Below are 13,562 nucleotides of genomic sequence, written 5' to 3'. Positions count from 1 at the left end.
TTTTATAGGTATATTTCACTCTTCCTGAACTGCTTCCCCTTCACTGCGAATCAATTGCAAATACTTACCTTCAACCCTCTGCAATTCTTCATGGCTACCCCGTTGCACTACCTTGCCGCGATCGAAAACAATAATTTCGTCACAATCCCGAATTGTGCTTAACCGATGCGCCACAATTACACAAGTACAGCCACGCTCCCGAAGTCTCTGATCGATCGTTTTTTCTGCCTCGGAATCGAGCGCACTGGTCGCTTCATCCATCACCAAAATTGCCGGATTATTCACTAAAGTGCGGGCAATTTCTAATCTTTGTCGCTGTCCACCGCTCAAATTAGATGCCCCTTCTGCGAGGTCAGCGTTGTAACCTCCAGGCATGGAAAGTACTACATCCTGAATAGCGGCATCTTTACAAGCGCGAACCAAGTTACTAAAAGGAACAGTCGAATCCCAAAGTGTAAGATTGTCGCGCACAGTGCCCGCAAATAGCGAAATATCCTGCTCAACAAGCGCAATTGAATTAGTGAGAATTGATCGCGGAATGTGTTTTCTGGGTTTACCATCAAATAAAATCTCTCCCGCCCACTGTTCGTATAATCCACATACCAGCTTGGCAACGGTTGACTTACCCGAACCACTGCCACCCACTAAAGCAACTCGTTGACCGGGTTTAAGTGAAAGACTGAAATTTTCGATTAAGGGCGGTGCGGAGCGGTTATAGCCAAAGGTGATATTACGAAGTTCAACATAACCCTGAAGCCGAACGTTTGCAGCAGGTAGTTGAGTTGCCGATATACTAATGTCTCGCTCTACGGCAGGATCGATGGGATTGCGTAACACATCATCTAACCGACCCAAATTGCCTTCCATTTCCTGGAGTTCACCCGCTAAACTCACCAGATTATTTACAGGCTCTAAAAATCTTTGCATCAAGGCTTGAAAGGCAATCAGCATCCCAATACTGAGTACGCCATCCATTACCCGTAGCCCTCCCACCGCTAGCAAAAGCATGGATGTAATGGAGGTGAGAAATGATGGCAACACACCCAGGTTTTGATTAGTCGTATCCATTTCTTGGCGGGCATTAATTGCCTTAGCGTAATAACCTGCCCAGCGCGAAAAGAATTCTGACTCTAGCCCGGATGCTTTGAGCGTTTCCATACTTTGCAGTCCAGAAATCGCTACCCCATTGACTTTGCCTTGTTCTTGCATTAATCGCAAGTTGGCATCGACACGCTGACGTGAAACCCATCGCCACACGCTGACATTCACGATTACAAAGGCAATGCCGATCGCAGTGAGAACGACATCATATTGCAACATGACTGCGGCATAAAAGACAACGGTGAAGGCTGAGATTACTGTCGTCGCTAATCTTCCTGAAAGCAGATTCGCCAAACTATCGTTGAGGCGGACACGGCTGCTAATTTCTCCGGCAAATCGCTGATCGTAAAAACTCACTGGTAGCCGCAGAATATGCCACAAAAATCGGCTAGACATCCCCACAGCTAGCTTAATTTTCATGCGTCGCAGAAATTGCAGCTGAAGCAATGTGAGAAAACCATTCAAAATAGCTGTGAGGATCATCCCTAAAATTAATGGTCGCAACCAATCACTTCTGCCTTCAATCAAGACATTATCAACAAAGGCTTGGGAGAACGCAGGGATGGCTAATCCGGGAATCACTAACAGCAAGCCAGCGATGACACAATAAACCAACGCTCCCAGAGAACTCTGCAATCGATCCCATAAGGATAATGTCAGGCTCGGTTTCCGTCCTCCTGGCTGGAATTCTGCACTCGGTTCACCAACTAGTACTACCCCGGTAAAAGACTGATCGAATTCTGGGAGCGATACTGTACGTGGTCCGGTGGCAGGATCGTTAAGATAAACTTTGTCTTTGGCAAATCCTTCGACGATTAGAAAATGGTTGAAATTCCAAAAGACAATATAAGGACATTGCAGTTTGCGTAACCCAGCCAAATCGACCTTAAAGCCTTTTGCCTGCAATCCATAGCTGCGAGCCGCATTGAGAATATTAGATGCTTTACTGCCATCCCGTGAAACACCACAAGCTTGACGGAGTTCTGCAAGGGGGACAATGCGATCGTAGTAGCCTAAAATAATTCCCAGTGCGGCTGCACCGCATTCTACTGCCTCCATTTGTAAGAGGGTGGGAGTCCGACGACGGCGATCGGGACGGCTGAAGAGTCGTTGAATTTTTTTTAATCTAAGCCCAATTTGTGATTGAATTTGCCGCATAATCAATACATTCCACTCCACGATCGCAGAATCGGAAACACAAAGGAAATCGGGGATTGTTCATCCACTTTCACGCGCACTGAGGTCGTGGTTCCCGGTGTAACTTGGCTATTTGGCCCTTTAGAGGATGACCACCGAAAACGGCTTTTAGTCGAAGGATCTGGCTCAAGTTCCGCAAAAACTTGAATTTGTGCGCCTTCTGTGGTTAACCCTTGTAAAACTTCTAGACCACCGACAACACTTGATGCGCTTTCCTTACTAACCGGAAATGCAGAAATACTTGTGACTTTCCCGATAATACCACCAAAGCGTTCTCGTTTAACGGTCGAAGGAGTGACTTGCAACTCCATACCTTTTTGAATCTTTTTGCCTTCGCTGACTGGGAAGAATGCCACCCCAACTAACTTATTCCCAGAGTCTCTAGCTTCGATTGTGCCAATGCGAGCGCCTTTTTCCAGGGTTTGTCCTGGAACAGCAGAAAGTTCGAGAATTCGTCCATTGAAATTGCTAGTAACCTGGCTGTTTGCTTTGATTTCTAATTTTAATTCTGCGATCGCTCGCTGGGTGTCTTGAATTTCTTTTCTGCGATTAGTAGAAATAGCTAAATCTTGTTCTGCTTGCCCAGCAAACTTACTATCTAATACTGCTAACTGTGCTTGCAGTTCTTTAGTTGAGTTGATATTTGCTAAAAATTCTCGTTCTGCATCCGCTTCTTTAACATTAAGTTGTTTCAGTTGCGATTCGATTTCATTGATTCTAGTTTTACTATTGAGAAATTCCTGTTGCGCCTGAAGAACGGTATCGCTCGAAACTGCTCCTTCTTCACGTAACTTTTGGCGAATGTCAAATCGTTCTTTGAACGTGGGCATCAAATCTCGCGTTGTCTGCAACTGTTCCTGTAAGTTCTGACGCTCTTGCCGAATCGACTCCAGACCTTTACTTCTGAGAATTGGCGTTAGTGATTGGGTTGTCTTGAGAGTTTGCAGAAGTGCTTGACGTTGTTGCCCAATTGCACCCTTATCTAAAACCGTTCGCTGAAGTTGCAGAGAATTGGCATTTTGGTCTTGTTCCTGAAGTTGAGCAAGTTTGACTCGTGCAAGTTTCAACTTATCTTGAAGTTCAGTTTGGTCGATTGTCGCTAGTACCTGTCCTTTCTTCACCTCATCGCCTGTACGAACAAAAAGCATGAGAATCTGCCCGGAACTAGGAGACTGGAATCCAACTACTTTGCTAGGAAAAACCACTACGCCTTGTCCAGCTACAGTAATGGGAATGCGACCAAAAACACTCCAAACAAGTCCAACGGCAATTAGAGATCCCATCGCAGTTAACGGAATCCACTTCTTTGGTTGAACCACCTGCATAAGTTGATCGAGCCGCTCCGGTGAGGATAAACGATCGAGTGCTTCTTTGCGGAATAGATTGCTTTTGTTGGTCGTTACCATACTGACTCCATTCAAGTTGTAGAAATTTGTATATTAGGAATTGGGAATTGGGAATGGGGAATTGGGGGAGCAAAGGAAGCCGGGGAAAATCAGAGAGAAGAATTAATAACCTATGCCCAATGACAAATGACCAATGACAAATGACAAATGACCTAATTCCCACGAATCTGCTTCAGCATCCAATCAAATCGAGTCCCAGCCAGTGTCACTTGAGCCAAAAAGCTAGAACTTAGTTCATCTTCATAAGTCAAGCGTTCATCTAAAGATTTACCTGAGCTATAGTTAATCCTGCCGTAACCCAGACTATTGATGATTCCTTGCTGTTTATCTGCTAACAAAATCGCTAAGACTCGATAAAATCGGGCAGCAAAACCCACATCGTGTAACAATTTGGCAGAAAGTCGCCATCTGGGAATCGATAACACAGTCGCATCCTCAACCGCCCGAATTGTCATCGCAGGTGGACTGGCTTCGACAAAGGGCGTTTCGCCAACTATGTCACCCCGCGATAATTGAGCAAACTCCCGTTCGATATGATCTGTCTGTTCTAAAGTTGAAAAGGCGCGGGTGAGAGGATTGCTTGTATCTTCAGCAATCGAAGCCACCATCTTCCCATCTAATAAAATATAGAGAGCGTCAACGGGCCTTCCGGCTTGAAACAACACCGTTCCCGCAGGAAGTCTCATGGCATTGCCTGCAACAATCATCCAACCAATATCGCTATCATTTAATTCTGCAAATGTAAATAAGATTTCTCGAATTTGGGGCTGAAAAAGCACGACTGTGCTTTGGCCTATTTGACCCATCATCTGCTCTAATCGGTGAGCAAGTAGAACTGCGATCGCTCGATAAAAATGGGCTGCAAATGTGACATCTTCTTGCAATTTTTGAATCAATTGCTGCTGAGGAATCATCAACACAAGCGACTTTCTAGCAGCTTTGACCGTAGTGGAAGACTGGTAGGAGGCTAAAAAAGGCATTTCTCCTACAACTTCACCATTTGCCAGCAGTGCAACCTCTCGTCCTGATAGTTCGCCACCTTCAAGGGCGGCAAATGCCCGACCAATAGGATTATCGTCAGCCTGAGCGACAGAAACGCTTAATGCACCATCAAGCAAAATATAGAGGGCATCAACAGGTGTTCCTTGGCGGATGAGGGTCGTACCAGCAGTAATTTCTTCTCTTTGACCCGTTGCCAAGATCCAGTCAATATCGCTATTTGTCAGTTCCTTAAGTAGAACTTCTGTCATAATTTAACTTCCTTGTGTTCTGCTAACGGGAGAGAAATGGAGACGGGTAATTCGTAATTCGTAATTTAATTTATGGTTCAGATATAGGGAAGCCTTAACTGAGACTTTCCGCAATTTTGAATTTTGAATTGTTTAACTCCCCATTGCGCGATTAACTAGGTTGATGAGTTGCTATAGGTTTTTAGCATCAATCACCGCGACCTTCATTCGGCTCAACACTTATTGGTTTATTGTCATTCCAATCAGGAAGCTTTATATTCTCAAACTTTTTTGCGATCGCTTCAGACAGATTGTTATATTTCTCATCCATAGGATACTCACCTGGATAATGCTCACCTACGGCAATACCACCCGAAATATTTGCGAGTTCTTGAGCCGATAGCTCTTGTGATTCATTTTGCTTTTTGTTTTCCATTGCCATTTTTTCCTTGTCATTTCATTTATTACTAAATGGACCTAATTTTATGAAAGTGAAATTATTAATCACACAAGAATAATTTCAGAAAGCAGTTGGACTTTTGCTCAACTGCAATTGATTGATTTGAGAAACTCCGTTTATGTAGAACCTTCGATCGCAGATATATCTCCAAACAACTCACCAAGAACTTTTAGATCCTCTGTTGTCGCGTCGGTGATGGAGAGGTGGAACACAGAAGAGTCTGTTGTCTCTGCATGAAAAGCCGACCGTTTTGAGTGAAACCCTCCTCTTCGTGATGATTGTTGGCTAAATCCCCTTGTCGATCTATGAGATCGTATAGATGTAAACTGCAAATTGAAACCACCAGCTACATCGTCTAACTCTTCATCTGATAGTTCGATCGCTTCATCATTCGGAGTAATTTCGTCACCTGACATAGAAGCTCCTTGACCCCACGTGTTAAAGTTAAATAAGGCGGAGGGAGTTAACTGATTGGCTGCTAGGCTCATGGTTAACAACCCCTCCTGCTCCCGAAATTCGTCAAACCGAGAAATCCAGATCAAGCTTCAGGGCTAGAAATACCAGCTTCCTTAAACTCTCTAAGGTCTTGCTCAGAGAAAACGCTTACTTGAAAGGTAACGCTCTTAATGCCGCCTTCTTTAGGAATTTCCACAAAACCAAACTGAGAATCTATAGCATTTGCGTTTGTTCCAAAGACATCGCTAGTTGCGCCACCGGCAATATAATCAAGTTCTTGATTGGATAGTTCCAGCATTTCATTAGGCTGCACATTTTCCATGATCGTTGTCGTTCTCCTTGTGGTGTTGATTATGAGCCTAGAAATAAATTACTAGGAATTCCGCTAGGAAATTCTTCTCCAGTGAATTTGATTTCGTGCAAATCTTGTTGAGATATAGTAGTTTCCTGACTGTTGAAGGATGCAATGCCACCATCAGCACCGATAATCACTGCACTACTTTGCTTATCCGAAAAGTTGAAGTTGTGAGCATCAACAAAGCTAAAAGCACCACCAGCAACGTTGTCCAATTCTTCAGCAGATAATTCTACGGGTTTAATGTCGTCAGGCATGATGTTTTTTCCTTAATTTATGATGTGTATGATTTATCAAGCAGAACGCTTTATTAAGTTCTGGTTAGTAACTTTCAAGAGTGGGAGGAATGACACCAGTTGCTTTGATTTCGTGCAAACTTTGATGAGATATAGCAGTTTGCTGAGTATTCAAAGAACTAATACCGCCATTAGCGCCGATAACAGTTGCACCAGCTTGCTGATCCAATGCGTTGTAGTTGTCAGCATCGACAAAGCTAAAAGCACCACCAGCAACGTTGTCCAATTCTTCAGAAGATAATTCTAAGGGTTTAATGTTGTCAGACATGATGTTTTCTCCTTAATGTGTAATGTGTGTGTTATCTCAAATAAAACTGTGATTAACTCTCAAGAGTGGAAGGAAACAAGCCAGTTGCTTTGATTTCGTGCAAACTTTGATGAGATACAGCAGTTTGCTGAGTATTCAAAGAACTAATACCGCCATTAGCACCGATAACAGTTGCACCAGCTTGCTGATCCAACGCGTTGTAGTTGTCAGCATCGACAAAGCTAAAAGCACCACCAGCAACGTTGTCCAATTCTTCAGCAGATAATTCTATGGGTTGAATGTTGTCAGACATGATGTTTTCTCCTTAATGTGTAATGTGTTTAATGTGTGTTCTATCAAGCAGAACGCTTTATAGAGTTCTAGTTTGTGTACTTAGTAGTCTGTTACTAACTAGCAAGAGTGGGAGGAAAGAAGCCAGTTGCTTTGATTTCGTGCAAATCTTGTTGAGATACAGCAGTTTGTTGAGCGGTGAAAGATCCAATACCGCCATTCGCACCAAGAACGGTTCCACCAGTTTGCTGATCCAATGCATTGAAGTTGTGAGCATCGACGAAGCTAAAAGCACCACCAGCAACGTTGTCCAATTCTTCAGCAGATAATTCCACGGGTTTAATGTTGTCAGACATGATGTTTTCTCCTTAAATGTGTAATGTGTTTAATGTGTGTTCTATCAAGCAAGCTGCTTTACTGAGTTCTGCCCTGTGCAATTAGTTACTACTTTTCAAGAGTGGAAGGAAACAAGCCAGTTGCTTTGATTTCGTGCAAATCTTGTTGAGATACAGCAGTTTGTTGAGCGGTGAAAGATCCAATACCGCCATTCGCACCAAGAACGGTTCCACCAGTTTGCTGATCCAATGCATTGAAGTTGTGAGCATCGACGAAGCTAAAAGCACCACCAGCAACGTTGTCCAATTCTTCAGCAGATAATTCTACGGGCTTAATGTTGTCAGACATGATCTTTTCTCCTTAATGTGTAATGTGTATGGTTTATCAAGCAGAACGCTTTATTGAGTTCTGCTCTGTGTAATTAGTGTTCTGTTACTAGTTCTCAAGAGTGTAAGGAAACAAGCCAGTTGCTTTAACTTCATGCAAACTTTGATGAGATACAGCAGTTTGCTGAGTGTTCAAAGAACTAATACCGCCATTAGCGCCGAGAACAGTTGCACCAGCTTGCTGATCAATTGCGTTGTAGTTGTCAGCATCGACAAAGCTAAAAGCACCACCAGCTACATTGTCCAATTCTTCAGCAGATAATTCTACGGGCTTAATGTTGTCAGACATGATGTTTTCTCCTTAATGTGTAATGTGTGTTGTATCAAGCAGAATGCTTTATTGAGTTCTGCTCTGTGTAATTACTGCTCTGTTACTAACTTTCAAGAGTGGAAGGAAAGAAACCAGTTGCTTTGATTTCGTGCAAACTTTGATGAGATACAGCAGTTTGCTGAGTGTTCAAAGAACTAATACCGCCATTAGCGCCGATAACAGTTGCACCAGCTTGCTGATCAATTGCGTTGTAGTTGTCAGCATCGACAAAGCTAAAAGCACCACCAGCAACGTTGTCCAATTCTTCAGAAGATAATTCTATGGGTTGAATGTTGTCAGACATGATCTTTTTTCCTTAATGTGTAATGTGTGTTGCATCAAGCAGAAAGAGTGATTTGCTGGTTAGTCGCTTACCGCTTCCCTCGCTTGATGTCTCTAGAATACGAAATCAACTTAGTTATGTACATCTGAAAAACGTCTAGTATTTTACCTAAGCGAAGTAAGTAGATGTGGTCTAACTTTCGCTATATAGTATTGGGCAATAGGTAAGACTTTCGTCATAGGCTAACCAAGCTAGTTACTACAAAAGTCATGGATTTGCTTGCAGATGTGGCATTTCACTGCAATATCGTAGTATGACTAAACGTAGAAGCACGAATGCAAAACTAGGGTCGAACCCAATAAATGAGAGTATTCTACATCCATCACTAACTCAACTAAATTAAGAAATTATAGTTATCAGTCTCTAGCAATGTTGTAAATAAAAACTCAAACAACAATGTTTAATAGATTCAAATTAGCAACTAAATTTACTTTACTTTTATTACTGGTGTTCATCGGTGCGATCGCAGTTAGTGGTTTTGCTTTATCTCATGCACTTGAGCAAAAAGCAGAAGCCGAAATTGCTTATCGTAGCCAAGTTATTGCAGAAACTATGAACTCAGTGAGGAACTATACTCACACGCGTATCAATCCTATTTTGACACCAATGCTGGATACTCAAGCCACATTTATCCCTGAAATTGTTCCTAGCTTTGCAGTAAGAGAAGTGTTTGACAATCTTCGGAAAAACGAAGATTTTAAAGATTTTTTATACAAAGATGCCAACCTAAACCCGACTAACTTACGAGATAAAGCAGATGCATTTGAAACGGAACTTATCGAACGGTTTCGCAAGGAACCAGGGTTGAAAAACATATCCGGTTTTCATGACTCTTATGACGAGAAAATGTTTTATAACGCTCGTCCATTTTCCATTAATAATCCAACATGTCTACGCTGTCATAGCACTCCTGAAGTTGCTCCAAAAAGTCAGATTGCTAGTTATGGTTCAGAAAATGGCTTTGGGTGGAAACTCAATGAAATTTTAGGTACACAAATTATTTATATTCCTGCCAAGCAAGTCTTTGAGGATGCTCATCGTGCTTTTGTTCTATTCATTAGCTTATTTATTACGATCTTCGCCATCATGATTTTGCTCATTAATTATTTGTTAAAGCGAAATGTACTACAACCGCTTAAACCAATGGCTCAACTTGCTCAGAAAATTAGTATGAATGAAATTAGTGTCGAGGAAGCGCAAGAGTACGATCGTGAAAAGCTAACATCGATTGTGCAACGTCATGATGAGTTAGGACAATTAGGACGAGTTTTTCAACGCATGGTGCATGAAATTTCTGCCCGTGAACAACATTTCAGACAACAGTTGCATACACTGCGTATAGAAGTTGATGAAGCTAAACGTGCGCGTGAAGTTGCAGAAATTGCTGAATCAAAAACATTTCTAAAATTGCAGGAGGAGGCAAAAGAAATCAGAAATAAACGGAATACTCCAAATTAATAATTAAAAATTACGAATTAAAAATTAGTATTGAGGATTTATTATGTCTGAAATTATTTCTATTCACTCATTTCGAGGCGGAACTGGTAAGTCAAATGTTACGAGTAATCTTGCTGCCCTAATTGCTCGTTCTGGAAAGCGAGTTGGGATAGTTGATACAGATATCCAATCTCCTGGAATCCACGTTCTATTTGGTCTTGAACAAGAACGAATCCGCTATACATTGAACGATTATCTTTGGGGTCGTTGTCAAATTGAAGAAGCCGTTTATGATGTTAGCGCCGTTCTCAAACAAAAGCAAACATTTTTTGGTCGTCAGGGAAGTGTTCATCTAATTCCTTCCAGCATTAAGATGAGTGACATTTCTCGAATCTTGCGCGAGGGCTATGATGCACGTCGGCTTAATGATGGTTTACATAATCTAGTTCGTCGTTTAAAACTTGACTATCTGTTGATCGATACTCATCCTGGCATTAACGAAGAAACATTGCTATCTATTATTCTTTCTGATGTCTTGGTGCTGATTCTCCGTCCAGATAAACAAGATTATCAAGGTACAGCAGTGGCGATAGATGTTGCTCGTAAGCTAGAAGTACCTAAAATGCTAATAGTGATTAACAAAGCTCTGCCATCTTTAGATTTCAAAGAGTTAGGCAAACGAGTGGAGAATACCTACAAAACCCCTGTTGCTGGAATACTCCCTGTTTGTGAAGAGATGTTTGAATTAGGGAGTGGTGGAATCTTCTGTTTACGGTATCCAGATCATTCATGGACTCAAAAAATTAGTGCGATTGCTAAACAAATCACTGGTTCTGGAGTCAGATTGTTTGCCAAATAAGCGTTAGTTATCAAGGGTGGGTACTAGGGTGACAGATTTGGAAACTAGACGAGTGCATTAACTGGAGCAGTATTATTGCTCAGAGCTACCCTAATTCGTAATTCCCTACGTGTAAGCTTGCGCCTACGTAATTAAGTTTTGACCATAATAACTGTGCAATTACTTTTGCGAGAAATATTTTCTGCAATATTTCCTTGAATTACCTGTTGTAGTAGACTTTCACGGCTAGCTCCCAAAACAATAACATCACTGTTGTCTTGCTGGGCGCATTCAAGTACAGCCTCAGAAACAGAATTGGCTTGGACTGGAGTCGCCACCACTTTACCTTTAACTCGGCGTTGGAGAAAGTGAACAGATTTATCTAGTAATGTTGTGTCAGGTAGAGATTTAGTAGGCTGAAATATTTGACATAGATTGATTTGGGGGGATTTACTTAAGGAAGCAAGAGCAGGTAATAACCGAATTGCTTGGCTGGAGTTAGGGCCACCTGCCATTGGCAGCAACCAACGGTCAAAAGCTCTTTTATCATCCAATTTAGCCAAGACAACATCACAACCTGCCTGTCGAATTATGGTATCTACCACTCGGCTGAAAACTCTACCAGGAGTTGATGTAGTGCCTTTCCATCCCATTAATATCAAATCAATATGTCGATCTTTGACAGTCTCCAAAATTGCTCCAGCGACATTATGGGTAACTCGAATCTGGGTGTGAACGGGAATCCGCCACTTTTCTCCTAACAGTATTGCTTTCTGTAAAAGCTCAAGGCTTTTGGTAATTTGTACTGGTGTTTCAGATGGGATACGGTTAGATGGAACAATAATTACTTGTAAACATTCTATTTCGTAATTGTTAGCTCTAGCGATCGCCCCTGCCATTTCCAATAAAGTCTCGGCTGTCTGTGGATGCGAAAGTGGTACTAGTAACCTTCCTTTGCCTGTAGCCGGAGCGCGAGTTTGGTAAATCACATAAGAAGTTGCTGATTTTGATTCTATCTGTTGGGTATTACCATTCAACCTCTCTGCTTCTACACGGATAATATCACTACGAGTAATAATTCCTACTAGCTTCCGACCTTCTGTAACAGGCAAGCAACTTAGGTGATAACGATTGAGTATATGCAGCACATAAGCCAGCGTCGCTGTGGGACTCGTTGTTACTGGCTCTGGTGTCATAATCTCGCTAATAGTTGTATTTCCACTTAACTGTTGCGAGGCAAGATTAACTAAATCTTTCTGAGTGACAATACCAACAACTTTACCTTTTTCTAAAATTGGGAAGTTGCGATGGTGAGAGTCGGAAAATGCCTGCACTGCCTCATCAATACTCATCTGGCTAGATAGGGTTTCGACACGTCGCTGCATCACATCTGCGGCACTTATTTGTGCTAAAATCCCCTCTGTGCCTGGCTCTTTTGTAATGTGAATCCCTTTCCACTCTAGTAAAAGGTCATAGAGCGATCGCGGGTCAATTTTTTCTGCTACTAAATAAGCAATCACAGATACAATCATTAACGGTAGCACCAGATTGAAATCTGTCGTCATCTCAAACACAATGACGACTGCTGTAATCGGCACTTTAGAGACGGCGCTAAAAAGTGCAGCCATCCCCACATGAGCGTAGGTTGTTGCAGCACTCATTCCCAGCAAACTCTGTTCGACAGCACCAACCAAATAGCCAAGGGCAGCACCCAAGACCAATGTAGGAACCAGCAAACCCCCTGGCGCTCCTGAGCCGTAGGTTAAAATAATTAGGGTAAATTGGACTAAAAGAGCGATCGCTGCAAATAGCCAATTCCCACTACCTACAAGCAAAATTTCTCTCAGTCCAGCATTATTGCGAAAGGTGACAGGTAACAGAGCGATCGCAACACCAGTCACTAACCCCACAATTCCAATTCGCCAGGGTAAACTCAGATTTAGTAAACGCCGATTAATTGCCAGACTTGCAAGAATACTTTTATTAAACAGAATGCCTATTAGCCCAGCCAACACCCCTAAAATCAAGTAGAAAGGGATTTCCTGAGCGAAGAAAGTGGTATGTGAAAAGCCTAAATCCAGATGATTCAGATCCAAGCTGTGACTACCATATAGCCGGGAAATGACTGAAGCGATGAAAGAAGCCAAAATCGCAGTGCCAAGAGTGATACCTGACACATCTTGGAGTAATTCTTCCACTACAAACAGCACACCTGCGATCGGTGCATTAAAAGCAGCAGCTAATCCAGCCCCGGCTCCGGCGGCGATCAGTTGGCGGCGATGCTCTGGTGAAGTCGGTACCCAGTTACTAAGTTGGTTTGCCAAAGCTGCCCCAATTTGGACAGTTGGCCCTTCCCGTCCTAAAGGCATTCCAGAACCCAGAACTAGTGTAGCGCTGACCAGCTTGACCAAAGCGATTCGCAGATTTAATGGCATCGGCACACGAGCCAATACCGCTTTCACTTCAGACATCCCACTACCTGATGCTTCAGGTGCGAAGCGCTCTACTAGCCAACCAGCTAATATTCCCCCTAGCAATCCAATACCTGGTAGTACCAAGTAGGCAGGCCAGATGTAAGAAAGATGCACTCGCCATGCTCCCGCCCAGTCTACCGCCTGTCCTAACAGAACTGCTGCTAGCCCAGAAACTAAACCAATTATGCAAGCTTCAACGAAAGCCAAGCGCCTTGGTCGAAGCAGCTGACGGGAAAGCCTCAACCACAAAATTTTTCCCCCGGCTAACATATTTTTAGTAATCACTTCTCATCTGTTACAACTGCAAAAATCTCAAAAATATTTTTTACGTACTTGTTTATAGTATTTCATTAAAAAAGGAAATTTTTCTCTGTAAAATGATAGAGATATATGGGTTCAA

16 protein-coding genes are annotated in these 13,562 nt (G+C 42.5%); 2 read left to right on the top strand and 14 right to left on the bottom strand.

The genetic code is table 11. The features are described 5' to 3' along the window. Positions 1-15 precede the first annotated feature (15 nt). From FD724_RS08025 to FD724_RS07965, 13 genes are all read right to left on the bottom strand, one after another. Complete coding sequence (locus FD724_RS08025) at positions 16-2,259, bottom strand: NHLP family bacteriocin export ABC transporter peptidase/permease/ATPase subunit (protein ID WP_372726506.1); 2,244 nt, start codon at positions 2,257-2,259, stop codon at positions 16-18. A gap of 2 nt (positions 2,260-2,261) precedes the next feature. Next, complete coding sequence (locus FD724_RS08020; RefSeq protein WP_179072234.1) at positions 2,262-3,704, bottom strand: NHLP bacteriocin system secretion protein; 1,443 nt, start codon at positions 3,702-3,704, stop codon at positions 2,262-2,264. A gap of 152 nt (positions 3,705-3,856) precedes the next feature. Continuing rightward, positions 3,857-4,954, bottom strand: a complete 1,098-nt coding sequence (locus tag FD724_RS08015) for a cyclic nucleotide-binding domain-containing protein (protein ID WP_114085743.1) — start codon at positions 4,952-4,954, stop codon at positions 3,857-3,859. Positions 4,955-5,141: 187 nt separating this feature from the next. Further along, positions 5,142-5,375 carry a bacteriocin gene (locus tag FD724_RS08010; RefSeq protein ID WP_179072233.1) on the bottom strand — a complete coding sequence of 78 codons (234 nt, stop codon included), beginning with the start codon at positions 5,373-5,375 and terminating at the stop codon, positions 5,142-5,144. A gap of 134 nt (positions 5,376-5,509) precedes the next feature. Continuing rightward, positions 5,510-5,881, bottom strand: a complete 372-nt coding sequence (locus FD724_RS08005) for a hypothetical protein (protein WP_179072232.1) — start codon at positions 5,879-5,881, stop codon at positions 5,510-5,512. Between the two features lie 50 nt (positions 5,882-5,931). Further along, entirely contained in the window at positions 5,932-6,171 is a 240-nt protein-coding gene (locus FD724_RS08000; protein ID WP_114085746.1) for a hypothetical protein, read from the bottom strand. A gap of 29 nt (positions 6,172-6,200) precedes the next feature. Beyond that, a complete protein-coding gene (locus FD724_RS07995; protein ID WP_114085747.1) occupies positions 6,201-6,461 on the bottom strand; it encodes a CTB family bacteriocin in 261 nt (86 codons plus the stop codon). Between the two features lie 64 nt (positions 6,462-6,525). Next, positions 6,526-6,768, bottom strand: a complete 243-nt coding sequence (locus FD724_RS07990; RefSeq protein WP_179072231.1) for a CTB family bacteriocin — start codon at positions 6,766-6,768, stop codon at positions 6,526-6,528. A 52-nt stretch (positions 6,769-6,820) separates the two neighbouring features. Next, positions 6,821-7,060, bottom strand: coding sequence for a CTB family bacteriocin (locus tag FD724_RS07985; RefSeq protein ID WP_179072230.1), 240 nt, complete (start codon positions 7,058-7,060; stop codon positions 6,821-6,823). A 94-nt stretch (positions 7,061-7,154) separates the two neighbouring features. Beyond that, complete coding sequence (locus tag FD724_RS07980) at positions 7,155-7,394, bottom strand: CTB family bacteriocin (RefSeq protein ID WP_114085750.1); 240 nt, start codon at positions 7,392-7,394, stop codon at positions 7,155-7,157. An 88-nt stretch (positions 7,395-7,482) separates the two neighbouring features. Beyond that, complete coding sequence (locus tag FD724_RS07975) at positions 7,483-7,722, bottom strand: CTB family bacteriocin (protein WP_179072229.1); 240 nt, start codon at positions 7,720-7,722, stop codon at positions 7,483-7,485. 87 nt (positions 7,723-7,809) lie between these two features. Next, a complete protein-coding gene (locus FD724_RS07970; protein ID WP_179072228.1) occupies positions 7,810-8,049 on the bottom strand; it encodes a CTB family bacteriocin in 240 nt (79 codons plus the stop codon). Between the two features lie 85 nt (positions 8,050-8,134). Further along, a complete protein-coding gene (locus FD724_RS07965) occupies positions 8,135-8,374 on the bottom strand; it encodes a CTB family bacteriocin (protein WP_179072227.1) in 240 nt (79 codons plus the stop codon). A 435-nt stretch (positions 8,375-8,809) separates the two neighbouring features. Between FD724_RS07965 and FD724_RS07960 the strand changes: the two genes are divergently transcribed. Both FD724_RS07960 and FD724_RS07955 read left to right on the top strand, forming a co-directional pair. Further along, positions 8,810-9,871, top strand: coding sequence for a DUF3365 domain-containing protein (locus FD724_RS07960; RefSeq protein WP_179072226.1), 1,062 nt, complete (start codon positions 8,810-8,812; stop codon positions 9,869-9,871). A 43-nt stretch (positions 9,872-9,914) separates the two neighbouring features. Further along, on the top strand, positions 9,915-10,709 hold the full coding sequence (locus FD724_RS07955; protein ID WP_179072225.1) for a MinD/ParA family protein: 795 nt from the start codon (positions 9,915-9,917) through the stop codon (positions 10,707-10,709). A gap of 131 nt (positions 10,710-10,840) precedes the next feature. Here FD724_RS07955 and FD724_RS07950 read toward each other — a convergent pair whose 3' ends face one another. Continuing rightward, positions 10,841-13,432, bottom strand: a complete 2,592-nt coding sequence (locus FD724_RS07950; RefSeq protein ID WP_179075442.1) for a chloride channel protein — start codon at positions 13,430-13,432, stop codon at positions 10,841-10,843. Positions 13,433-13,562 lie beyond the last annotated feature (130 nt).

Source organism: Nostoc sp. C057, from assembly GCF_013393925.1.
Lineage (GTDB): Bacteria > Cyanobacteriota > Cyanobacteriia > Cyanobacteriales > Nostocaceae > Nostoc > Nostoc muscorum_A.
This window is presented reverse-complemented; position numbering and strand designations above follow the sequence as displayed.

What these genes read in the sequence shown, in the direction of transcription:
- FD724_RS08025 (WP_372726506.1), bottom strand. Translation starts at nt 2,259, where the DNA reads ATGCGGCAAATTCAATCACAAATTGGGCTTAGATTAAAAAAAATTCAA.
- FD724_RS08020 (WP_179072234.1), bottom strand. Translation starts at nt 3,704, where the DNA reads ATGGTAACGACCAACAAAAGCAATCTATTCCGCAAAGAAGCACTCGAT.
- FD724_RS08015 (WP_114085743.1), bottom strand. Translation starts at nt 4,954, where the DNA reads ATGACAGAAGTTCTACTTAAGGAACTGACAAATAGCGATATTGACTGG.
- FD724_RS08010 (WP_179072233.1), bottom strand. Translation starts at nt 5,375, where the DNA reads ATGGCAATGGAAAACAAAAAGCAAAATGAATCACAAGAGCTATCGGCT.
- FD724_RS08005 (WP_179072232.1), bottom strand. Translation starts at nt 5,881, where the DNA reads ATGAGCCTAGCAGCCAATCAGTTAACTCCCTCCGCCTTATTTAACTTT.
- FD724_RS08000 (WP_114085746.1), bottom strand. Translation starts at nt 6,171, where the DNA reads ATGGAAAATGTGCAGCCTAATGAAATGCTGGAACTATCCAATCAAGAA.
- FD724_RS07995 (WP_114085747.1), bottom strand. Translation starts at nt 6,461, where the DNA reads ATGCCTGACGACATTAAACCCGTAGAATTATCTGCTGAAGAATTGGAC.
- FD724_RS07990 (WP_179072231.1), bottom strand. Translation starts at nt 6,768, where the DNA reads ATGTCTGACAACATTAAACCCTTAGAATTATCTTCTGAAGAATTGGAC.
- FD724_RS07985 (WP_179072230.1), bottom strand. Translation starts at nt 7,060, where the DNA reads ATGTCTGACAACATTCAACCCATAGAATTATCTGCTGAAGAATTGGAC.
- FD724_RS07980 (WP_114085750.1), bottom strand. Translation starts at nt 7,394, where the DNA reads ATGTCTGACAACATTAAACCCGTGGAATTATCTGCTGAAGAATTGGAC.
- FD724_RS07975 (WP_179072229.1), bottom strand. Translation starts at nt 7,722, where the DNA reads ATGTCTGACAACATTAAGCCCGTAGAATTATCTGCTGAAGAATTGGAC.
- FD724_RS07970 (WP_179072228.1), bottom strand. Translation starts at nt 8,049, where the DNA reads ATGTCTGACAACATTAAGCCCGTAGAATTATCTGCTGAAGAATTGGAC.
- FD724_RS07965 (WP_179072227.1), bottom strand. Translation starts at nt 8,374, where the DNA reads ATGTCTGACAACATTCAACCCATAGAATTATCTTCTGAAGAATTGGAC.
- FD724_RS07960 (WP_179072226.1), top strand. Translation starts at nt 8,810, where the DNA reads ATGTTTAATAGATTCAAATTAGCAACTAAATTTACTTTACTTTTATTA.
- FD724_RS07955 (WP_179072225.1), top strand. Translation starts at nt 9,915, where the DNA reads ATGTCTGAAATTATTTCTATTCACTCATTTCGAGGCGGAACTGGTAAG.
- FD724_RS07950 (WP_179075442.1), bottom strand. Translation starts at nt 13,432, where the DNA reads ATGTTAGCCGGGGGAAAAATTTTGTGGTTGAGGCTTTCCCGTCAGCTG.